General features: G+C 72.3%; 9 protein-coding genes. 6 read left to right on the forward strand and 3 right to left on the reverse strand.

All coding sequences use genetic code 11. From position 1 onward, the window contains the following. Positions 1-138: 138 nt before the first annotated feature. Entirely contained in the window at positions 139-1,530 is a 1,392-nt protein-coding gene (locus tag LBW94_RS10750) for a metallopeptidase TldD-related protein (protein ID WP_416276861.1), read from the reverse strand. Next, complete coding sequence (locus tag LBW94_RS10755; RefSeq protein ID WP_225053582.1) at positions 1,530-3,053, reverse strand: TldD/PmbA family protein; 1,524 nt, start codon at positions 3,051-3,053, stop codon at positions 1,530-1,532. Before LBW94_RS10755 ends, LBW94_RS10750 begins: the two co-directional genes overlap by 1 nt. A 195-nt stretch (positions 3,054-3,248) precedes the next feature. Here LBW94_RS10755 and LBW94_RS10760 point away from each other — a divergent pair, with 195 nt between their 5' ends. Then, positions 3,249-3,911 (forward strand): TetR/AcrR family transcriptional regulator, encoded by a 663-nt coding sequence (locus LBW94_RS10760; protein WP_225053583.1) that lies wholly within the window; start codon positions 3,249-3,251, stop codon positions 3,909-3,911. 3 nt (positions 3,912-3,914) lie between these two features. Here the strand turns inward: LBW94_RS10760 and LBW94_RS10765 are convergent, their stop codons facing one another. After that, positions 3,915-4,685: a TSUP family transporter gene (locus LBW94_RS10765; RefSeq protein ID WP_225053584.1), complete on the reverse strand. Its 771-nt coding sequence runs from the start codon at positions 4,683-4,685 to the stop codon at positions 3,915-3,917. 162 nt (positions 4,686-4,847) lie between these two features. Here LBW94_RS10765 and LBW94_RS10770 point away from each other — a divergent pair, with 162 nt between their 5' ends. From LBW94_RS10770 to LBW94_RS10790, 5 genes are all read left to right on the forward strand, one after another. Beyond that, a complete protein-coding gene (locus LBW94_RS10770) occupies positions 4,848-5,330 on the forward strand; it encodes an FxsA family protein (protein ID WP_225053586.1) in 483 nt (160 codons plus the stop codon). Positions 5,331-5,381: 51 nt separating this feature from the next. Then, a complete protein-coding gene (locus LBW94_RS10775; protein ID WP_225053588.1) occupies positions 5,382-6,977 on the forward strand; it encodes an amidohydrolase in 1,596 nt (531 codons plus the stop codon). Positions 6,978-7,364: 387 nt separating this feature from the next. Then, positions 7,365-8,906, forward strand: coding sequence for an apolipoprotein N-acyltransferase (gene lnt / locus LBW94_RS10780; protein ID WP_225053857.1), 1,542 nt, complete (start codon positions 7,365-7,367; stop codon positions 8,904-8,906). A 446-nt stretch (positions 8,907-9,352) separates the two neighbouring features. Continuing rightward, positions 9,353-22,969 (forward strand): non-ribosomal peptide synthetase, encoded by a 13,617-nt coding sequence (locus LBW94_RS10785; RefSeq protein WP_225053589.1) that lies wholly within the window; start codon positions 9,353-9,355, stop codon positions 22,967-22,969. Next, entirely contained in the window at positions 22,966-23,979 is a 1,014-nt protein-coding gene (locus tag LBW94_RS10790) for an ATP-binding cassette domain-containing protein (protein ID WP_225053591.1), read from the forward strand. Before LBW94_RS10785 ends, LBW94_RS10790 begins: the two co-directional genes overlap by 4 nt. Positions 23,980-24,035: the final 56 nt, after the last annotated feature.

Here is a 24,035-nt window from a genome sequence, read left to right on the forward strand (position 1 = left end):
CAGCTACTGGCTGTGCGCTGCCGCCGGTGATCGCTGCCGCTGAAACCTGTTGCCGCGCCGGCCAACTGCGCCGCGGCCGCATGTCCGGCCGTCGAGCCGTTGCGCGCGGCCGGTGTGCTTCCGCAATGGCGGAGCCGCTCAGGTCGCCTGGCTGACCGAGGACATGTGGAAGTCGGGGATGCGCAGTGGGGGCATGGCGGCGCGGGTGAACCAGTCCTTCCATTCGCGGGGGAGGGTGGATTCGGTGGCGCCGGCTTCGGTGACGCGGCGGAGCAGGTCCAGGGGGCTGTCGTTGAAGCGGAAGTTGTTGACTGCGGCGGTGACTTCGCCGTCCTCGATCAGGTAGACGCCGTCGCGGGTGAGGCCGGTCAGTAGCAGGGTGGCGGGGTCGACCTCGCGGATGTACCAGAGGCAGGTGAGCAGCAGGCCGCGTTCGGTGCGGGCGATCATGTCGGACAGGTCGGCCTGGGAGCCGCCGGTCAGCAGGAGGTTGGGGACCGGAACCGTGACCGTGGCATCGAATTCGGCCGCGGTGGCGCGGGGGTACACCAGGTTCTCGACGGCGCCGTCGCGGATCCAGTCGACTCGGCGGGCGGGCAGGCCGTTGTCGAAGACCGAGAGGATCTCCGTGGAGGAGGGGGTCGCGACGAAGGGCTGGTATTCGAGGCCGGTGGCGCGGGGGTCGGAGGAGAGGGTCAGCGGGATGTCGGTGAGGCGCTCGCCGATGCGGGTGCCGCCGGCGCGGGCGAAGGCGTTGTGACCCTCGTGCGCGCCGCGGCCCTCCATGGTCCAGTACAGGTAGATCATCAGGTCGGCGACCGCGGACGGCGGCAGCAGGGTTTCGTAGCGGCCGGCGGGGAGGTCGACGCGGCGCTTGAACCAGTCCAGGCGGCGGCTCAGGTCGGCGAGCAGGGCGGGCACGTCGACATCGCGGAAATCGGTGGTGCCGACGCCGGTCCAGGCGCTGGCCGGATCGTGCTCGCCGCGTTTGCCGTTGATCTCGAGCGAGCCGGTGGGCTGGGTCCAGCGCCGGCGGACGCCGGTGGAGGTGCCCAGCCAGACGGTGTGCAGTTGGTGGTGGGCGAAGCCGTAGAGGCGGTCGGCGCCGTCGAATCCGGTGGCCAGATCGCCGGTGATGCCGGTGAACACCTCGATGTCGGTGACCGGGACGGCGGCGGCCCAATCCGGATCGCCGCGGCCGGCGCCGTCTTCGGCGCCGATCAGCGGCATCGCGTCGCGGGCGGGGGCGGCGGTGCGGGCGGCCTCCTCGGCGGCGCGCACCACGGCCTCGATCTCGGATTCGCCGACGCTGGTGGAGGTGACGCTGCCGACATGAGCGGTGCCGTCGGCGTCGCGCACGATCGAGACCACCGCCCAGGTCCGGGACACCGACGCGCCGTTGGTGGTCATCGAATTGCCGGCCCAGCGCAGCGACGCCTCGGAGGCGTCGGTGACGATCACGATGGTCTCGTCGAGTCGCGCTGCCGCCAGCGCCCGTTCGACGACCTCGCCGCCGTGTACCACGCTCACTACGCCCCCTCCGACTTCGTGTTGAGAATGTTGACCCCGCGCACCAGCACCGACGGGCAGCCGTGGCTGACCGCCGCCACCTGCCCGGGCTGGGCCTTGCCGCAGTTGAACGCGCCGCCGAGTACCCAGGTGGACGGGCCACCGACGGCCTCCATCGAACCCCAGAAGTCGGTGGTGGTCGCCTGGTAGGCGACATCGCGCAGCTGACCGGCCAACTCACCGTTGCGGATCCGGAAGAAGCGCTGTCCGGTGAACTGGAAGTTGTACCGCTGCATATCGATCGACCAGGACTTGTCGCCGACGATGTAGATGCCGTCCTCGACCCGGGAGATGAGGTCGGCGGTGGTGGTGTCGCGCTGCGGATCCGGTTGCAGTGAGACGTTGGCCATGCGCTGGATGGGCACGTGGTGCGGCGAATCGGCATAGGAGCAGCCGTTGGACCGCTCCAGGCCCAGTCGTGGCGCGAAGACCCGGTCCAGCTGGTAGCCGACCAGCACGCCGTCGCGGACCAGATCCCAGCGCTGCCCGGCGACGCCCTCGTCGTCGTAGCCGATCGAGGCCAGGCCGTGCTCCTGGGTGCGGTCGCCGGTGACGTGCATGACGGGCGTGCCGTAGCGCAGGGTGCCGAGCTTGTCGGGGGTGGCGAACGAGGTACCGGCGTAGGCGGATTCGTAGCCGATGGCGCGGTCGTACTCGGTGGCGTGGCCGATCGACTCGTGGATGGTCAGCCACAGGTTGGTCGGGTCGACGACCAGATCGGTGGGGCCGGGGGTGACCGTGGGCGCCTTCACCTTCTCCGCCAGCCATTCCGGGATGCGGGCCAGTTCGCCGGTCCAGTCCCAGACGCCGTCGGCGCCGGTGACGTACTCCCAGCCGCGGCCGGCCGGTGCGGCCAGTGTCCGCATCGTCTCGAAGACGCCGGCGGACGGGTCGACGGTGATGGCCTCCAGGACCGGATGCAGCCGGACCCGCTGCTGGGTGATGGTGGAGCCGGCGGTGTCGGCGTAGAAAGTCTGCTCCTTGACCTGGAGCACCGAGGCGCTGACGTGGTCGACGCCGTCGGCGGCGGACAGCCGCTCCGAATAGTCCTGGAGCAGCGCCACTTTGTCCGGCGTGGGGACGGTGAACGGGTCGACCCGGTACGGCGACACCCAGTCGGCGCCGGCGTAGACCGGTTCCGGCGCCAGCGCCACCTGCTCCCGGTTGAGCGCGCGCAGCGTGGTGGCGACCGTGACGGCGGTGCGCGCGACCTCGGCGGCGGTGGCGGGGGACAGGTCGGCGTGCGAGGCGAAACCCCAGGTGCCGTCGACGATGACGCGGACAGCGAAGCCGACGTCGGTGGCATTGCCGATGGCCTCGACCCGTCCGTCGCGCAGCCGGATGGACTGGCTCACCAGCCGGTGCACACGCAGATCGGCATGCTGGGCGCCCGCGGCCCGCGCGGCGCTGAGTGCGGCCTCGGCCAGCTCGGCCAGCGGCAGCGCACGGAACTGCTCGTCCACGACCCGGTGTCCGTTGTTCACGGCGACTACGCTAATTGCTCGTCGGCTGCGGCGACAACACGGCGGCCGATCCCGCACCCCTTCCACCGCGACACGCCGTGCAAAGCTGCATCGACTGCAAACATGCACGAAATGCGCTGTGGCGCTGCCCGAAATACGCGCAACGACACGCTGCTTACCGGGTGTTTCGAGATGAATGCCGTACCGTGTCGCCGCGTGCCGCCATCCGCTCTCCGTGACCGCAAGCGGGAACGTACCCGCCGCTCCCTCCTCGAGGCCGCCGTCGAACTGTTCGAGACGCGTGGCTATGACGCCACCACCGTCGCGGACATCGCCGCGGCCGCCGAGGTGGGTACCCGCACCTTCTTCAACTACTTCGAGAGCAAAGAGGAACTACTCTTCCCCGAACCCGACGAGCGGGTGCAGTCCGCGGTCCGCGCCATTGCCACCCGCCGTCCGGACGAGCGCCCGGTGGAGGTGCTGTTGCGCGCGCTGCGCGCCGCCGGGGACAATCCGGGCGAACATCTCGGCGACGATCTGTCCGCGCGGATCGCCGTGCTGCGCGCGCAGGTCTCGCGCACGGTGCCGGCCGTGAGCGGCCGCGCCGCGCACGCCCAGCTGGCCGCGCAGCAGGAGATCGCCCGGCAGCTGCGCGTGGCGTTCCCCGAGGAACTCGACGACGTCAGCGCCGCGGCCCTGGTCGGCGCCGTGGTCGGCGCGGTGTCGGGGGCGCTGACGGTGTTGTTCGCCGCCCGGCAGGGCATCGAGGACGGGGAGCGGCTGCACCACAAGATCCGCGAGACCACCTCGCGGGTGCTGGCGCCCTGGCTGTCGGCGCACGGCCGGCAGCAGCGGCTGATGGCCGAAGCGGCCTGCTGACGGTCAGAGGAACTGCTGCCATCCCAGCCGCAGCACCATGCCGGTCACCACGACCAGCAGCACCGTCCGCACGAAACCCGCACCGCGTGCCAGCGCCATCCGCGAGCCGACCACCGCGCCCGCGATATTGGCCATCCCCATGGCCAGGCCGAGCCCCCACAGCACATGCCCGGTCGCCGCGAGATACAGCAGCGCTCCCAGATTGGAGCCGCAGTTGATCACCTTCGCCATCGCCGCGGCGCGCACGAACTCCGTGCCCAGCAGCGTGGCGAAGGTGATGATCAGGAAGGTGCCGGTGCCCGGACCGAGCAGCCCGTCGTAACAGCCGATCAGCCCCGCGGCCAGGCCGACGACCAGCGCCACCCGGCGCCGCGTCGGCGGCTTGGTGGCGGTGACGGCGCGGCCGATCGACGGCCGCAGCGTGACGAAGATCGCCACCCCGATCAGCACCACCATCACGATCGGGATGAACCAGCGGCGATCGATCAGCCCGACCGCCGCCGAACCCGCCGCCGCGGCCGCCGCGGCCAGCGCCGCCGCCGGGAGCAGCAGCGGCAGTCGCAACGGGACCCGGCGGGCGAAGGTGACGGTGGCGGCGCTGGTCCCGGACAGTGCGGCGATCTTGTTCGTGCCGAGCGCGGTCTGTGGCGCCAGCGTGGGCGCGACCAGCAACAGGGTCGGCAGGATGATGAGCCCGCCGCCCCCGACCACCGCGTCCACCCAGCCCGCCGCGGTGGCGGCCGCCAGCAGCGCGGCCCAGTCTGCGACACTCACCGGGCGAGACAATCAGGCAGGTGGCGATTCCGGCAAATCGGCCCGCGACCGGGGTGATCCGGATCACCGGCCGGATTCGCAGATTCTGCTGTGAACTTCGGATCCCGGGAGAAAATCGGCCGGGCCGCGCGTTGAACGGGGTGGATCGTCGAAAGGATCGTCATGCCCGCCGTGTTGTTCGCCCTCTACCTGGTCGCGGAGATCGCCGCGCTCGTCGTCGTCGGCCACTTCCTCGGTGTGTTCCCGACCATTCTGCTGCTGATCGCCGGGTCCGCTCTCGGCCTGATCCTGGTGCGCTCGCAGGGCCGCCGGGTGGCCGAGGGCTTCCGGCGGGCCCGCCGGGGCGAGATCACGCCCGGTACCGCGGTCGCCGACGGTGCGCTGGTCGCGCTCGGCGCGGTGCTGATGTTCGTGCCCGGCCTGCTCACCTCGGTGGCGGGTCTGCTGTTGCTGCTGCCGACCCGGGTGCTGGTGCGGCCGCTGGTCTCGGCCTTCGCGGTCCGCCGCATCGACCGGCTGGTCATGGCCACCGGTTATCGCGGCACCGTGGTCGACCCGAGTGGCGAGGTCGTCGACGGCGTGGTCGTGCACGAGTACTACGACGACGGCCAGGGCGGCGCGCACCCGATGCTCGGCGATCGCTGACCGCCGGTCCCCGGCGGGCGCCGCCGGGCCGGTGGGGCAGGATGGACTGCCGTGAGTACCCAGTTGCTGGTCGGCGGTCGCATCCACAGTTCGAGTTCCCCGGACGCCACGACGATGGCCGTCACCGACGGGACCGTCGTCTGGCTCGGGGCCGAGCGGCCGGGCCGGGCCCTGTACCCGGATGCCGAGATCATCGATGTCGGGGGCGCGTTCGTCGCCCCCGCCTTCGTCGACCCGCACGTCCATGTGACGGGACTGGGTCTCCAGCTGACCGGCCTGGACCTGTCGGGGGCCACGTCGCTCGCGCACTGCCTGGAGCTGGTCCGCGACCACGCCGCGGCGCATCCGGGCGCGGTGCTCGGCGACGGCTGGGACGAAACCCGCTGGCCCGAGCGGCGTCCCCCGTCCGTGGCCGAGATCGACGCCGCCGCCGGACCCGGCCGCGCGGTGTATCTGTCCCGGGTGGACGCGCATTCGGCGATCGCCTCCTCGGCCTTGCTGGACGCGGTGCCCGCGGTGACGGCGGCGAACGGCTACACCGCGGGCGCACCGCTGCGCGCCGAGGCGCATCACCTGGTCCGCGCCGCCGCGCTCGGCGGGCTGGATCCGGCGCAGCGTGACCGCGCCCGCCGCGTCGCGCTGGATCGGGCCGCCGCACAGGGCGTGGTCGCCGTGCACGAATGCGCGGGCCCCGAGATCAGCGGCCGGGCCGACGTGACCGAACTGCTCGCGTTCGAGCACGGCGTGGAGGTGCGGGCGTACTGGGGTGAGGCGGTGCGCAGCGCCGACGAGGCCCGGGACCTGGTGCGGGAGCTGGGGGTACACGGGCTCGCCGGTGATCTGTTCGTGGACGGCTCGCTCGGTTCGCACACCGCCTGGCTGCGCGCGCCCTACGCCGACTGCGACACCCAGGGCGTGCACTACCTGGACGCCGAGGCCGTCGCCGCGCACGTGCGGGCCTGCACCGAGGCCGGTGTGCAGGCCGGTTTCCACGCCATCGGCGATGCCGCCGTCGACGCGGTCGTGGACGGATTCTCGCGCGTCGCCGCCGATCTGGGCGCGCCCGCGGTGGCCGGGCGCGGTCACCGCGTGGAGCACGCCGAACTGCTGGACGCCGGGCAGATCGCGGCCCTGGCCGCGTGCGGCGTCATCGCCAGCGTGCAACCGGGGTTCGACGCCGCCTGGGGTGGCCCGGACGGCATGTACGCCACCCGCCTCGGTGCCGAGCGCGCCGCGGCGCTGAACCCGTTCGCGGCGCTGGCCGCCGCCGGTGTCGCCCTCGCGATCGGCTCGGATGCCCCGGTGACCGCGCTGAATCCGTGGGAGGCGATCCGCGCGGCGGTGCACCACCGCACCACCGGCCATCATCTCTCGCCCCGCGCGGCCTTCGCCGCCGCCACCCGTGGCGCCTGGCGCGCCGGTGGCGTCCGCGACGGCATCGCGGGCACCCTCGTCCCCGGCGCACCCGCCTCCTACGCGCTGTGGGAGGCCGGTGATCTGGTGGTCGCCGCCGCCTCCGACTCGGTGCAGCGCTGGTCCACCGACCCGCGCTCCCGAGTCCCGGGCCTGCCGCGGCTGGACCCCGGCTCCCCGTTGCCCCGCTGCCTGCGCACCGTCCACCGCGGCGTCACCATCCACGAAGCCTGACCCCCGCCGCAACACATACCGCCGAGAGCCTCGGCAGTGCACCGTCTCGGTGATATCGCCTCCGGCGAAGCCGCCTGGAGCCGCAGCGATGGATGTGTGGCGTGACCGCCGCGGCTGCGGGTGCCGGTAACCCGATGCGATGCCGGTCCGCGTGAAGTGAGGGTGAAATGTCGGGAGTGGGGCCGCGGGTGGCACGGGTGGGCTCGGTAGCATCGAGCCGATGGTGAGCCGGAGGTGCCGGTCGTCGCGACCCGCAGTGGGCGAGCGCGGGCGGCGGCACGGGACCGGGACAGGTGAGGGAGTGTCGTGACGCAGCAGCGGGCCGCCGTGGATCCGGTCGGGGACTCGCCGGAGGCGTCGGTCCCGGTCGTCCGGTGGCGGCGTCCGGTGTGGTGGCGGCTCGCGGGGGCGATCCTCGCGGGACTGCTGCTCTACGTGAGTTTCCCGCCGCGGACGTGCTGGTATCTCGCGCCGGTCGGGGTGGCGCTGCTGACGTTGGTGGTGCGTGGGCCGGGCCGGTTGCGGGGCGGGTTCGGGCTCGGTCTGGTCGCCGGGCTGGCGTTCTTCCTGCCGTTGCTGCCGTGGACGGGTATCTATGTGGGGCCGGCGCCGTGGCTGGCGTTGTCGGCGGCCTGCGCGGTGTACGTCGGGTTGTTCGGGCTGCTGGTGCGGTTGATCGGCGGGCTGCCGGGGTGGCCGCTGTGGGCGGCGCTGATGTGGACGCTCACCGAATGGCTGCGGTCGGTCTTCCCGTTCGGTGGATTTCCTTGGGGGCGTTTGGCTTTCGGTCAGGGCGACGGCTGGTATCTGCCGCTGGCGCAGCTGGCGGGCGCGCCGGGGGTGAGTTTCGCGGTGGCGCTGACCGGTACCGCCGCCGCGGCGCTGGCGCTGCGGATCCGGGACGGTGCCGCGGCCGATCGGCGAAAGTCGCGGTGGGGTCTCGGAATTGGTCTCACCGCGCTGGTTGTGGCTATCATTCCGATCGCCGGAGTGATCCTCCGGTCCGCGCTGCCCGCCCCGGACGCCGGTGACCGGCCGATCACGGTCGCCGCCATCCAGGGCAGCGTGCCGCGGCTGGGGCTGGACTTCAACGCGCAGCGCCGTGCGGTGCTGGACAACCATGTCCGCCGCACCCTGGAACTGGCCCGCGAGGTGGACGCCGGCCGGGCGCCGGTGCCGGATGTGGTGATCTGGCCGGAGAACTCGTCGGACATCGATCCGCTGCGCAATGCCGATGCCGCCGAGGAGATCACGGCGGCGTCGCGGGCGATCCACGCGCCGATCCTGGTCGGTGCGGTGCTGGTGAACGCCGACGACACCACCTCGAATTCGGTGATCGTGTGGGACGGCGACGCCGGGCCCGGGGAGCGGCACGACAAGAAGATCATCCAGCCGTTCGGCGAGTATCTGCCGTATCGCGGCTTCTTCCGGCACTTCTCGCAGTATGCGGATCGGGCCGGATATTTCGTGCCCGGGCACGGTGACGGTGTGGTGCACGCGCGGCCGGCCGGCGGTGGCGCGCCGATCGCGATCGGCGTGGCGACCTGTTACGAGGTGGCCTTCGACCGGGCGTTCGAGGATTCCCTGCACGCGGGCGCGCAACTGCTGACCGTGCCCACCAACAACGCCACCTTCGGCGACAGCGATATGACCTACCAGCAGTTGGCCATGTCGCGGATCCGTGCCGTCGAGCACGGCCGCGCGGTGGTGGTGTCGGCCACCACCGGGGTGAGCGCGATCATCACCGCCGACGGGGTGGTGCGGCAGCAGACGCCGAAACTCGTGCCCGCCGCGCTGGAGGCCCGTGTCCCGCTGCGCAGTACGACGACGCTCGCCACCCGCCTGGGTTCCCGGCCGGAGTGGGCGGCGTCGGCGTTTGCCGTGATCATCGTCGGGGCCACAGCAATTCGTCGGCGAATTTCTTCCTGATCCGGGCCGTGCCGCGGCCCGCCGCACCCCGTCCCGGCGGTGGCCGCGCGAGGCCGGTTCGGGGCGATCGGTGTCCGGACATGTTCGTGATCAAACCGCACCTGTAAATATGTGCATCGCCCGGTAAGGTCGTGTACTGTTCGCCAGCGTGTAGCGATGGACCCCTGCTCTGAGCGCGTTTCCGTATACCGCACTGGGTGTTACCGCAGTACCAGCGTTTGTTACCTCTCAAAAGCCAAGTTGCACTGAGATAGCCGTCTAAATGCACTCGCCGCCAATGGCGTTCGAGGTGAAACAACTCGGGATCACTACCGATCCGGTCGACTCGAGGCTCCGAATCATAGGGCGTGGATCGACGCCCTGCGGTTCGCGCATGCATGCGCACCGCGGTGTCCGATTCGCCGGCTCGGGGATTGTGCGTCAACAGCGGCAGAACGGAGTGATAGATGAGCTCATTGGCCACCGATCGTGTCGACCAATGCTCTGCGGGCGAACTCTCGGCACAGCCCTTCGCCCTGTCTCCCGCCCAGACGGCCCTGTGGTACGCGCAGCGGATCCATCCCGAGGTGCCGCTGACGATCGCCCAATACGTGGAGATCCACGGCGATCTGGATGTCGGCCGGTTGTTGTACGCCGTCGAGCGTTTCGGTGCGGAGGCACAGGTCGGCCTGGTCCGGTTGCTGGAGATCGACGGGGTGCCGCATCAGCTGATCGATCCGGCGCGGCGATCGGGCTGGGCCCGCCTGGATCTGCGGCACGAGAGCGATCCCCGGGCGGCGGCGCGGCGCTGGATGACCGCCCACGCCGGCGCCTCGATGGATCTCGAGCGTGATCCGCTGATCTTCCACGCCGTGCTGCGCCTCGGCGAGCAGGACTACATCTGGTACTCGCGGGCGCATCACATCGTCATCGACGGCTACGGCGCGATGAACGCGACGAACCGCACCGCCGAGATCTACACGGCGCTGGCGAATCAGACGGAGCCGTCGGTGTCGCGTGCCGACGGGCTGGCCGAGATCTACGCCGGGGAGGCGCGGTACCGGGATTCGCCGGAGTTCGAGGCCGATCGCGACTACTGGGTCGAGCAGGTGGCGGGTGCGGGTGCGCCGGTGAGCCTGTCGATGTCGCCGGTGGCGTCGGCGGCGCCGACGGCAGACCGCCGCATCGCCGCCGGCATGGTCGACGAGGCCGCGCAGGCGCAGCTGTTGCAGGCCGCCGCCGCCTTCCAGGTGCAGAAGAGCGCGGTGCTGTTCGTGGCGGCGCTGGCCTGCTATGTACACGCGGTGACCGGCAATCCCGATGTGGTGCTGAGTCTTCCGGTGTCGGCGCGGACCTCGGTGACGCTGCGCCGCTCGGCGGGTGTGGTGTCCAATGTGGTGCCGATCCGGGTGCGGGTCGACCCGGCCACCACCGTCGGCGACGTGGTGGCCGCGGTGGAGCAGCAGATCATCGGGGCGCTGGCGCATCAGCGGTACCGGCACGACGACATCCGCCGCGACGGCGGCTATTCGCGTGAGACCCGTGGCTTCTTCGGGCCGATGGTCAACATCATGCTGTTCCACAAGGAGCTGCGCTTCGGTGAGTTGCTCGGATCGCTGCGGGTGTTGTCCACCGGTCCGGTGGAGGACCTGTCGGTGAACCTCTACAACGGCACCGGCGAGGGCATCCACCTCGATTTCGAGGCCAATCCGCAGCTGTACGGCGACGCCGATCTGGCCGCGCACCACGGCCGGTTCCTGGACTACGTGCCGCGGCTGCTGTCCAACACGCCCGACACCGTGGTGACCTCGGTGCCGGTGATCACCGCCGCCGAACGCGAACTGGTACTGCGGGAATGGAATTCGACCGCGGCCGACCACGCGGGCGGCACCCTGGCCGGACTGTTCGCGGCCCGGGTCGCGGCCGCGTCGGCGGCGATCGCGCTGGAGTTCGGCGAGGACACGCTCACCTACGCCGAACTGGACGCGCGGGCCAACCGGCTGGCCCGGGAGCTGATCGCCCGCGGCGCCGGCCCGGACACGGTGGTGGGCCTGGCGATCCGGCGCAGCCTCGACCTGGTCGTCGGCATGTACGCGATCGTCGCGGCCGGGGCGGCGTATCTGCCGCTGGATCCGGATCATCCCGCCGAGCGCCTGGGCGCGATCCTGGAGCAGGCCCGGCCGGTGTGCGTGCTGACCGCCGCCCGCGACGGGATCGACCTGCCCGCGGGCGCCGCGCGGCTGGAGGTCGACACCCTCGACCTGTCCGCCGGTGACGGCTCGCCGCTCACCGACGCGCAGCGGCGGGGTCCGCTGCGCCCGGACCAGCTGGCGTATGTGATCTTCACCTCCGGCTCGACCGGCCGCCCGAAGGGGGTCGGCGTCGCCCACGCCGCGATCGTGAACCGATTGCACTGGATGCAACACGCCTACCCACTCGACGAGACCGACGTGGTGTTGCAGAAGACACCGGCCACCTTCGACGTGTCGGTCTGGGAGTTCTTCTGGCCCTTGCAGATCGGCGCACGACTGGTCATCGCGGTGCCCGACGGGCACCGCGACCCCGTTTATCTGGCCCGGGTGATCGCCGAGAAGGCGGTCACCACAGCGCATTTCGTGCCGTCGATGCTGTCGGTGTTCGTCACCGACACCGATGTCAGCGGGTGCACCGGGCTGCGCCGGGTGTTCTGCAGCGGGGAGGCGCTGCCCGCCGCGACGGTGCGCGATTTCCATGCGGCCCTGGGTGATTCGGCTCCGGAGCTGCACAATCTGTACGGCCCCACCGAGGCCGCGGTCGACGTGACCGCGTGGGTGTGCGATCCGGCCCACGACAGCGTGCCGATCGGCGCGCCGGTCTGGAACACCCGGGTGTACGTGCTGGACGGGCGGTTGCGGCCGGTGCCGCCGGGGGTGGTCGGCGAACTGTATCTGGCCGGAGTGCAGCTGGCGCGGGGCTATCTGGGCCGCCCGGCCCTGACCGCGGACCGGTTCGTGGCCGATCCGTACCGGTCCGGCGCGCGGCTCTACCGCACCGGCGATCTGGTGCGCTGGCGGGTCGGCGCCGCCGCGGGAGCGCTGGAATACCTGGGCCGCAGCGACTTCCAGGTGAAGCTGCGCGGCCTGCGGATCGAACTCGGCGAGATCGAGGCCGCGCTGCTGGCCGACGCCCGGGTGGCCCGCGCGGTCTGCGTCGCCCGCGGCAGCGGGGAGGACGCGGAGCTGGTCGGGTATCTGGTCGCCGCGCCCGGCGCCGCCCTCGACGCCGCTGCCGTCGACGAGCTGACCGCGGCACTGGGCCGCGTCCTGCCCGGCTACATGGTGCCCGCCCATCTGATGGTGCTGGCGGAGCTACCGCTGAGCGCCAACGGCAAGGTGGACCGGGCGGCGCTGCCGGCTCCGCAGGCCCGGCGCGCATCGAGTACCGGCGCCGCGCCCGGCACCGAGGTGCAGCGGCAACTGGCCGGCATCGTCGCCGACGTGCTGGATGTCACCGCGCTCGGCATCGACGACAACTTCTTCGATCTCGGGGGTAATTCGCTGTCCGCGGCCCGCGCGGTGGGCCGGGTCAACGCCGCGCTCGGCGCGGGGCTCACCATCCGGGACCTGTTCGAGTCGCCGACGGTGCGGGCGCTGGCCGCGCGGTTCGAGGCGCAGAATCCGGACACCGGTTCGCCGCGGCTGGTCGCCGGGCCGCGCCCGGAGCGGATCCCGCTGTCGCTGGCCCAGCAGCGGTTGTGGATCCTGAACCGGTTCGCCGATCAGGTCGCGGCCTACAACATGCCGCTGGCGGTGGAGCTGACCGGTCCGCTGGATGTGGCGGCGCTGCGTGCCGGGCTCGTCGACGTGCTGGATCGGCACGAGAGCCTGCGCACCACCTTTCCGGACAGCCCGCAGGGCCCGCAGCAGCGGGTGCATCCGGCCACCGAGATCCCGCTGACCCTCGATCCGATCGACGCCACCGACGCCGACGTGCTGGCGCTGGCCGGCGAATACGCCGGGTACGGATTCGATCTGCGCAGTCAGGCGCCGATCCGGGTGGCGCTGTACGCCACCGGTCCCGACCGGCACGTGTTCCTGGTCGTGCTGCACCACATCAGCGGTGACGGCTGGTCGGTGGCGCCGCTGGTGCGCGATCTGACCGTCGCGGTCGCCGCCCGCGCCGGCGGGCAGCCGCCGCAGTGGACGCCGCTGCCGGTGCAGTACGCGGATTTCGCGCTGTGGCAACGGGAACTGCTCGGCGACGAGACCGATTCCGGTTCGGCGCTGGCCCGGCAGCTGACCTATTGGCGCACGGCGCTGGCGGGCCTGCCGGATCAGCTGGATCTGCCGCTGGACCGCCCGCGCCCGTTGCAGCGCGACGGCGCCGCGGGGCGGGTGGAGTTCACCGTGCCCGCCGGCACCCGCCGCGCGATGGCGGCGCTGGCCGCCGACCGCGGCGTGAGCACCTTCATGGTGTTGCACGCGGCGCTGGCGACCCTGCTGGCCCGGTTGTGCCACACCGGTGACGTGGTCATCGGCACCCCGATCGCGGGTCGGTCCGATCCGGCGCTGGACGAGGTCGTCGGCATGTTCGTCAACACGCTGGTGCTGCGCACCGGGGTCGATCCGGCGGCCGGGTTCGCGCGGATGCTGGATCGGGTCCGGGAGATCGATCTGGATGCCTTCGCCAATGCGGACGTGCCGTTCGAGCGGCTGGTCGAGGTGGTCAATCCGGTCCGTGACGCGGGCCGGCATCCGTTGTTCCAGGTGGTGCTGTCCTACGACCGCGCCCCGGATCCGCAGATCGCGCTGCCCGGGGTGTCGGCGCGGGTGCTGCCGCTGGAGGCGGGCGTCACCAAGTTCGACCTGCAGTTGACCGTGCACGAGCCGGCCACCGTCGATGCCGCGTTGAGTTGTGAATTCGGTTATGCCGCCGATGTTTTCGATGAATCCACGGTGATCGCGGCGGCGCAGCGGTTCGTGCGGCTGCTGGCCGCGGCGGTGACCGCGCCGGACACCCCGGTCGGGGATCTGCCGCTGCTGGACGCCCGGGAGACCGGCAATCTGGTGCCGATCATCGGCGCCCCCGCCGAGGCGGCGCTGACGCTGGCGCGGCTGTTCACCGAGACCGCGCAGCGGGGGCCGGACGCGGTCGCGGTGCGCTTCCTCGGCCACGACACCACCTATCGGGAGCTGGACGACAATTCGAACCGGCTGGCCCGGGTGCTCATCGAGCACGGCGCCGGCCCGGAGGTGGTGGTGGCGATCGCGCTGCCGCGCGGGCTGGACGCCATCACCGCGATCTGGGCGGTGGCCAAGTCCGGCGCCGCCTACGTGCCGATCGACCCGGACTATCCGGCCGACCGGATCGCGCACATGCTGTCGGATTCCGGTGCGATGCTGGGCCTGACCAATGCCCGCTGCCATGCCGCGATGCCGGACTGGCCGGTGCGCCGCGGCCGGCACCGCAAGCACTATGTCGACTGGCTGCTGCTGGGGTCGCCGATGCTGGCCGCCGCGATGGACCGGTTCGCCACCACCCCGATCGCCGATGCCGAGCGGCACCACCCGCTGCGGGTCGCGCACCCCGGCTATCTGATCTACACCTCCGGTTCGACCGGCACCCCGAAGGCGGTGGTGGTCACCCACGCCGGTGTGGCATCGCTGGCGCAGGAGCAGATGCATCTGTTCGGGGTGACCGATTCGGCACGGACACTGCACTTCTCGTCGCCGTCGTTCGACGCGTCGGTGCTGGAACTGCTGCTCGGCTTCGCGGCCGGGGCCACCATCGTGGTGGCGCCGGCGGGCCTCTACGGCGGTGTGGAGCTGGCGCGGCTGCTGCGCGACGAGCGGGTCACGCACGCCTTCGTCACCCCGGCCGCGCTGGCCACCGTGCCCACCGACGGTCTCGACGAGCTGGAGGCCGTCATCGTCGGCGGCGATTCCTGCCCCGAGGAACTGGTGGCGATCTGGACCGCGCACCCCGGCCGCCGGATGCACAACATGTACGGCCCGTCGGAGGCGACGGTGGCCGCCACCGCCACCGGTCCGATGGCCGCCGGACGGCCGGTGCCGATCGGCCTGCCGGTGCGCGGGATGCGGCTGTTCGTCCTGGACGGCCGGCTGCAACCGGTGCCGCCGGGGGTGGCCGGTGAGCTGTACCTGTCCGGTCCGGGCCTGGCCCGCGGCTATCTGGGCCGGTCGGGCCTGACCGGGCAGCGTTTCCCGGCCAATCCGCACGGTCGTCGCGGGGAGCGGATGTACCGCACCGGCGACGTGGTGGTCGCCGCGACCACCGGGCAGCTGCGTTTCGTGGGCCGCGCCGACGATCAGGTGAAGATCCGCGGCTTCCGGATCGAACTGCGCGAGATCGACCATGTGCTGCGGGCGCAGCCGACGGTCCGGTTCGCGCTGACCGTGGTGCACACCGGCGCCGGCGGGCATCCGCAGCTGGCGTCGTACGTGACCGCCGAGGGCGAGGCCGATCCGGCGGAACTGCTGGCCGCGGCCCGGCAGCACCTGCCCGCGTACATGGTGCCCGCCGCGATCACGGTGCTCGACGCGGTGCCGACCACCCCGGCGGGCAAGGTCGACCGCAAGGCACTGCCGGCGCCGGTGTTCACCGCGGCCGGTCCCACGCGGGCGCCGGAGACGGAGTGGGAACAGCGGGTCGCCGCGGTGTTCGAGACGGTGCTCGGCCAGGCCGTGCCCGGTGCCGAGGACAGTTTCTTCGACGCCGGCGGCAACTCGCTGCTGGCGACCCGGCTGACGGCGGTGTTGCAGGACGAGTTCGGGGTCGACCTGCCGGTGCGGGTGATCTTCGAGGCGCCGACGGTGGCCGGGATCGCCGCCCGGCTCACCGAGGCCCCGCGGGCCCGGCGCGCGGCGCTGGCGGCCCACCACCCGCGCCCGGCCCGCATCCCGTTGTCGCTGCCGCAGCAGCGGGTGTGGTTCCTCAACCGGTACGCACCCGAATCCAGCGCCTACAACATCGCGTTCGCGATCCGCATCGACGGTGATCTGGACACGGCCGCGCTGCGGGCGGCGCTGACCGACCTGGTCGACCGGCACGAGGTACTGCGCACCCTGTTCCCGGAGGATCGTTCCGGCGCGTATCAGCTGGTACTGGACACCCGCCGGTGCATGCCGGTGGTGGAGCCGATCGCCGCCGACGAGGAGGGCGCGCGGCTGGCGCTGCGCACGCTGGCGCAGCGCGGTTTCGACCTGACCCGCGAGATCCCGCTGCGGCTGCGGTTGCTGCGCATCGGGCTGGAGCGGCACGTGCTGGGCATCGTGTTGCATCACATCGCCGCCGACGGCTGGTCGCTGGCGCCGCTGACCCGCGACCTGGCCACCGCCTACGTGGCCCGCCGCGGCGGCGCGGCGCCCACCTGGGAGCCGCTGCCGGTGCAGTACGCGGATTTCAGTCTGTGGCAACGGGAATGCCTCGGCGACGAGAACGATCCGGCGAGCCCGGCCGCGGTGCAGTTGCGGTTCTGGCGCGAGACGCTGGCGACGCTGCCGGAGGAACTGCCGCTGCCCTACGATCGGCCCCGGCCCGCGGAGCAGAGTCACCGTTCGGCCGGTCTGCGGTTCGAGGTGTCGGCGACGGTGCAGCACCGGTTGCGGGAGCTGGCCCGCGCCGAGGGCGTCAGCATGTTCATGGTGCTGCGCTCGGCGCTGGCGGTGCTGCTGCGGGCGGTCACCGGCGGCCGGGACGTGGTCGTCGGCACGCCGATCGCGGGGCGCGGTGACACCCGCCTCGACGATCTGGTCGGCATGTTCGTCAACACGCTGGCGCTGCGGTCGGTGGTGGATCCGGACCGCACCTTCGTCGAGCAGTTGCTCGCCGACCGGGACGGGGAACTGGCCGCGATGTCGCACGCCGAACTGCCGTTCGAGCGGGTGGTGGAGGAGTTGTCGCGGGCCAACGGCCGCACGGCCGGGCCCGGCTCGCCGCTGTTGCAGGTGGCGCTGACCGTGCAGGAGGGCCCGGTCCCGGCGCTGGAGCTGCCGGGGCTGCGACTGCGCGCCGACGAGCTCGACATCGCGCTGGCGAAGTTCGATCTGGAGTTGCGGGTGCTGCCCGCCGCCCGCGGCCGCGGCGCCGCCGGTGATCTGACCTTCGAATTCGTCTACGCCACAGAGCTTTTCGAGGTGGAGACGGTCCGCACCCTGGCCCAGCGGCTGACCCTGGTGCTGGCCGCGGTGGCCGCGGCGCCGCGGGCGCGGGTGTACGACATCGACGCCCGCACCGAGCTCGAACGGACACGGTTCAGCCCGGCCTACGGCCCGGTGCCGACGCCGTCGTGCACGCTGGCGAGCTATTTCACCGCCACCGCGCATCTGCATGCGGACCGGGTCGCGCTGCGTTCCGGCGACACCGACATGACCTACGCCGAGGCCGACGCGTACTCGAACCGGCTGGCCCGCAAGCTGATCGCCGCCGGCGTCGGCCCGGGGGACCGGGTCGCGCTGGGCCTGGCCCGCTCGCTGCACTCGGTGCTGGCCGTGCTGGCGGTGGCCAAGGCCGGTGGCGCGTTCGTGCCGGTCGACCCGAACTATCCCGCCGACCGGGTGCGGCACATGCTCGGCGACGCCGGGTGCCGGGTCGGCCTGGCGATCACCGCCGACGCCGAGAGGCTGGCCGCGGCGGCCGGCGCGGACACCGCGTGGCTGCTGCTCGACGACGCGGACCTGCGCGCGGAACTGGACGCCCTCGACGGCGGCGCGGTCACCGACGGCCTGCGGGTGCGCCCGCTGCGGACCACGGACCTGGCCTATGTCATCTACACCTCCGGGTCCACCGGTAAGCCCAAGGGCGTCGCGGTCACCCACGCCGGACTGTCCAATTTCGGTGACGAACTGCGTGATCGGATGCGGGTCGAGCGCGAATCGCGCACGCTGCACTTCTCGACGCCGAGCTTCGACGCGGCGGTGCTGGATCTGCTGCTGGCCATCGGCTCGGGCGCGACCATGGTGATCTGCCCGACGACGATCTACGGCGGCGACGAACTGGGCGCGCTGCTGGAGGCCGAGGGTATCACCCACACCTTCATCACCCCGGCCGCGCTGGCCACCGTCGACGCCGACCGCTGGCCGCTGCCGCGGTTGCGGGCGCTGGCCGTCGGCGGCGAGGCGCTGGGCCCGGAACTGGTGGCGCGCTGGGCGAAGGACCGGGCGATGTTCAACGCCTACGGGCCCACCGAGGTCACCGTGGCCGGATCCATCGCCGGCCCGCTGACCCCCGGGACGCCGGTCACCATCGGCACCCTGGTCCGGGGCGCCCGCGCGGTGGTGCTCGACGAGCGGCTGCGGTCGGTGCCGGTCGGCGTGCCCGGCGAGCTGTACCTGGGCGGGCAGGGTGTGGCCCGCGGTTATCTGGATCGGCTCGCGCTCAGCGCGACCCGGTTCGTGGCCGATCCGTACGGTCCCGCGGGCGGGCGGCTGTACCGCACCGGGGACGTGGCGCGCTGGAACGCCGACGGTGAGCTGGTGTATCTGGGCCGCAGCGACCATCAGGTGAAGGTGCGCGGTTTCCGCATCGAACTCGGGGAGATCTCCGGCGTGCTGACCGGGCATCCGGAGATCCGGTTCGCGCACACGGAGGTGCGCAGCATCGCCGGCGCCGCGCGCATCGTGTCGTTCGTGCAGCCGATCGAGGCGGCCGCGCTGGACCTCGAGCAGGTCCGCGGTCACGTCGCGAAACACCTTCCGGCACATATGGTTCCGAGCAGCGTCACGGTGCTGGACCGGATCCCGCTGACCCCGGTCGGCAAACTGGACCTCGCCGCGCTGCCGCAGCCGCAGCTGACCGTCGCGGTGGCCCGGGAACCGGAGACCGAGGCCGAGCGGCTGGTGGCCCAGGTGATCGCCGAACTGGTCGGCGCCGAGGCGCTGGGCGCCGACGACAGCTTCTTCGACGTCGGCGGCAACTCGCTGCTGGCCACCCAGCTGGTGGCCCGCCTGACCGCCGCCACCGGCACCCGGCTGGAGGTGCGGACGGTGTTCGCCACCCCGACCGTCGCCGGGCTGGCGAAACTGCTGGACAACGGCTCCGGTCCCGCCGACACCGGGCCGCAGCTGCGCCGCCGCACCCGCCCGCAGCGGGTGCCGCTGTCGGCGGCGCAGCGCCGGTTGTGGTTCCTGGAGCGGTTCAACGCCTCCGGGTCGGCGGCGGAGATCGCCGGCATCTACAACGTCCCGGCGGCGCTGCGACTGCGCGGCCCGCTCGACCACGCGGCGCTGGAGGCGGCGCTGCGGGCGGTGCAGACCCGGCACGAGACGCTGCGCACGGTGTTCCCGGAGCTGGAGGGCAGCCCGTATCAGCGGGTGCTGGATCCGGCCGCGGCCGCGATCGGCCTCGAGGTCGCGGAGGTGGACGAGAGCGAGGTCGACGCGGAGGTGCGGCGGTTCGCGAGTCCCGGTTTCGACCTGGCGACCACGGCCCCGATCCGGGCGCGGCTGCTGCGGCTGGCGCCGGAGGAACACGTGCTGGTGCTGGTGCTGCACCACATCGCGATGGACGGCTGGTCGCTGGATCCGCTGGCCGCGGACCTGGCCGTCGCCTACCGCGCCCAGTTGTCCGGCGCCGCACCGCAGTGGGCGGAGCTGCCGGTGCAGTACGCGGACTACACGATGTGGCAGGAGGAACTGCTCGGCGGCGAGGACGATCCCGACTCGACGATCAGCCGCCAGCTCGACTACTGGAAGGAATCGCTGGCCGGGCTGCCGGAACTGCTCACGGTGCCCGCCGACCGGCCGCGCCCGCCGGCCCCGAGCTATCGGGGCGGCACCGTGGCGTGCCGGCTGGACGCGCACACCCACCGCGAGTTGCAGGCGGTGGCGAAGCAGCACGGCGTCACCATGTTCATGGTGCTGCACGCGGCGCTGACCACCCTGCTGCACCGGCTCACCGCCGTCGACGACATCGCCGTCGGCACGCCGATCGCCGGGCGCGGGCAGCCGGCGCTGGATCCGCTGGTCGGGATGTTCGTCGGCACCCTGGTGCTGCGGACCCGCCTCGACGCCAGCGCCTCGTTCGCCGAGTTGCTGCGCGCGGTGTGGGAGACCGACCTGGAGGCGTTCGCCCACGCGGACGTGCCGTTCGAGCGGCTGGTGGAGGTGCTCAATCCGGCGCGTTCCCAGGCCCATCACCCGCTGTTCCAGGTGATGCTGTCGGTGCGCAATCAGCCGGCGCGGGCGCTGGAGCTGGACGGGTTGCGCATCGAGGCCGCCGACGCCGATCCGGGGATCGCGAAATTCGACCTCCAGTTCACCCTCACCGAGGAGTGGACCGGCGGCGGCAGCGAGCGGGAGCCCGCCGGCATCACGGTGTCGGTGGATTACGCCCGCGACCTGTTCGAGGAGTCCACCGCGGCCGGGCTGGGCCACCGGCTGGTCCGGCTGCTCACCGCGGCGGCGGCGAATCCGATGCTGCCGGTGGGTGATCTGGAACTGCTGGACTCCGCCGAATGGTCGAGCCTGGCGCCGGTGCGCGGCGCCACCGCGGACCGCCCGGTCACCCTCGCCGAGGTGTTCGCGAAGGCGGTGGCGACCGGACCGGAGTCGGTCGCGCTGCGCTGCGACGGCACCCAGGTCACCTACGACGCGCTGGACCGCTGGACCAACCGGCTGGCCCGGGTACTGATCTCACTCGGCGTCGGCCCGGAAACCATGGTGGCACTGGGCATTCCGCGTTCGGCCGAATCGGTGGCGGTGACGCTGGCGGTGGCCAAGGCCGGTGGCGCGTTCGTGCCGGTGGACCCGAACTACCCGGAGCATCGCATCGCCCACATGCTCACCGATTCCGGTGCGGCGCTGGGCATCACGCTGTCGGCCTACCGCGAGCGGATGCCCGCGGGCGCGAGCTGGACGGTCCTGGACGCGCCGTCGTTCCGGCGGCGGGTGCTGCGCACCTCCGACGCGCCGATCGCCCCTTCCGAACTGCGCGGCGTGGTGCGCACCGCGGATCTGGCGTACGTCATCTACACCTCCGGCTCGACCGGGGTGCCCAAGGGCGTGGCGGTCACCCACGGCGGCCTGTCGAACTTCGCGGCCGAGACCGCGCAGCGCTTCGAGGTCCGGCCCGGCGACCGGGTGCTGCACTTCGCCACCCCGAGTTTCGATGCGGCGCTGCTGGATCTGCTGTACGCGCTCGGCGGCGGCGCCACGCTGGTGATCGCCCCGGCCGGGGTGTACGGCGGCGCGGATCTGTCGCGGGTGCTGGTGGAGGAACGCATCACCCACGCCTTCATCACCACCTCGGCGCTGGGCACCGTCGACGCCGCCGAGGTGACCGACATGCGGCACATCCTCGTCGGCGGCGAGGCGCTGCCGCCGGATCTGGTGACCCGCTGGGCCACCCCGGGCCGCACCCTCTACAACGTGTACGGCCCGACGGAGACCACGATCGTCACGGTGATGTCGCCGCCGATGCGGCCGGGCGGGCCGATCACCATCGGCGGCCCGATCCGCGGGGTGCAGTCGGTGGTGCTGGATCCGCGCCTGCATCCGACCCCGGTGGGCGTCACCGGTGAACTGCACCTGTCCGGTCCGGCGCTGGCCCGCGGCTATCTGCACCGGCCGGGGCTGACCGCGACCCGCTTCGTGGCCAACCCGTTCGGCAAGCCGGGGGACCGGATGTACCGCACCGGCGACCTGGTCCGCTGGTCCGGCCACACCGGCCGCCACGATCTGGAGTACGTGGGCCGCACCGACCACCAGGTGAAGATCCGCGGCTTCCGCATCGAACTCGGCGAGATCGACGCGGTGCTGGCCGCACATCCGGCGGTGGAGTTCGTCCTCACCGTCGGCCACCGCACCCCCGCGGGCGCCACCGCCCTGGTCGCGTACGTCAAACCGCGTCCGGGTGCCGCGGTCACCACCGCGGCACTGACCGCGCACGTCGCCGACCGGGCGCCGAACTACATGGTCCCGCAGGCGATCGTGCTGCTGGACCGGGTGCCGCTGAACCCGGTCGGCAAGCTGGACCGGGCGGCGCTGCCGGCGCCGTCGTTCGGCGGCGGTCACGACTACCGGGCCCCGGGCACACCGGTGGAGAAGGCGCTGTGCACCGCGTTCGAGCAGGTGCTGGGCGTGGACAAGGTCGGTGTCGACGACGGCTTCTTCGATCTGGGCGGTAACTCGCTGCTGGCCACCAAGGTGGTGTCGCAGCTGCGGTCGGCGGGGATCGACCTGCCGGTGCAGGCGATGTTCGGCGACTCCACCCCGGCGGCGATCGCGGCCCGCCTCGACGCCGCCGCTGGTGACGCGCTGGCCGTGGCGTTGCAGCCGCTGCTGGCGATCCGGACGGCCGCCGGCTCGGCGACCCCGCCGCTGTTCTGCGTCCATCCCGCGATCGGGCTGTCGTGGTGCTACTCCGGCCTGCTGGCGCACCTGCCCGCCGACCGGCCCGTGTACGGCCTGCAGGCCCCGCACGTGACCGGCGCCGCGGAACCCGCCACGATGGCCGACGCCGCGCGCGAGTACGTGGCGCAGATCCGGTCCGTCCAGCCGCACGGCCCGTACCATCTGCTGGGCTGGTCGCTGGGCGGTCTCATCGCGCACGAGATGGCGGTGCAGTTGCAGCGGGCCGGCGAGCGGGTGGCGCTGCTGGCCATGATGGACAGCTTCGAGCTCACCGACCGCTGGCTCGACCATGCCGTGCCCGGCATCGCCGACATCATCGGCGAATTCGGCAGCGATCTGCTCGGCGGCGACACCGATCTGGACCCGCGGCTGACCCTGCAGGACGCCGCGGAACTGCTGCACAACCGGCCCGGCCCGTTCACCGCGCTGACGGTCGACCACCTGCAGCGGCTCTACACCGGCTACACCAACGGAGCGGCGCTCGCGCACCGCTTCCGGCCCCACGTCTTCGACGGCGACCTGCTGTTCTTCACCGCCGCCGACGACGAGATCAACCGGGCCGACCCGGAGCGCTGCGCGCAGGCCTGGGCGCCCTACGTGACCGGGACCATCCACGACCAGCTGGTGCGCTGCCGCCACTCCGGCATGACAACGCCCGAGGCGCTGGCGGTGATCGGCCCGGTTCTGCGAGACCACCTGCACGACAACGTCGACGCGAAGGAGCTCGAACAGTGAGTTTGGCCGTGGAGGTCGCGGGCCTGGTGAAGGCCTACGGCCGGGTACGGGTCCTGAACGGGATCGATCTGGAGATCCCGTCGGGAACGGTGATGGGCCTGCTCGGGCCCAACGGCGCCGGTAAGACGACCACCGTGCGCATCGTCACCACCCTGCTCAAACCCACAGCCGGCGCGGTCAGAGTCGCGGGGGTGGACGTGCTGCGCGATCCGTCGCGGGCCCGCACCCGGATCGGACTGTCGGGGCAATACGCCGCGGTCGACGCGAACCTGACCGGTTTCGAGAATCTGCGCATGGTGGCCCGGCTGTACGGGATGGGCCCGCGGCAGGCGACGGACCGGGCGACCGAACTGCTGTCCGCGCTGGGCCTGGACCACGCGGCCGGGCGGCGGGCCGGAACCTACTCCGGCGGTATGGCCCGCCGGCTCGATCTGGCCGGGGCGCTGGTGGCCCGGCCGCCGGTGGTGGTGCTGGACGAGCCGACCACCGGCCTGGATCCCCGTGGCCGACTGGACATGTGGCGGGTGATCGGCGAACTGGTCGACGACGGCACGACCGTGCTGCTGACCACGCAGTACCTGGAGGAGGCCGATCTGCTGGCCGACCGGATCACGGTGATCGACCGCGGCCGGGTGATCGCGCGCGGTTCGGCCGACGAGCTGAAGACCTCCATCGGCGGCGACCGGCTCACCGTGACCCTGGCCGCCGGCCAGGATCCGGCGCGGGCGATGCAGGTGCTGGCCCAGGTCGGCATCGGCGAGGCCGGCCACGACGGCGAGACCGACGAGGTGTCGATCGTCGTCGGCGACGGCACCCGCACCATGGTCGAGGCGCTGCGCCGGCTGGACGACGCCGATGTGGTGGTGGTCGACGCCACCGTGCACCGGCCCAGCCTCGACGATGTCTTCCTGTCGCTGACCGGTGCCCCCGCCGCGGACACCGGCGACACCGGCGACCACACCGCCGACGAATCCGAGATCGACGACCTTGCAGAGGAGATCATGTCGTGAAGTCCGCTGAAGCGACGGTGGACGCCCCCGCCGCCCCGGAGACCACCGAGGTTCCC

The sequence above is a fragment of the Nocardia sp. alder85J genome, from assembly GCF_020176955.2.
GTDB lineage: Bacteria > Actinomycetota > Actinomycetes > Mycobacteriales > Mycobacteriaceae > Nocardia.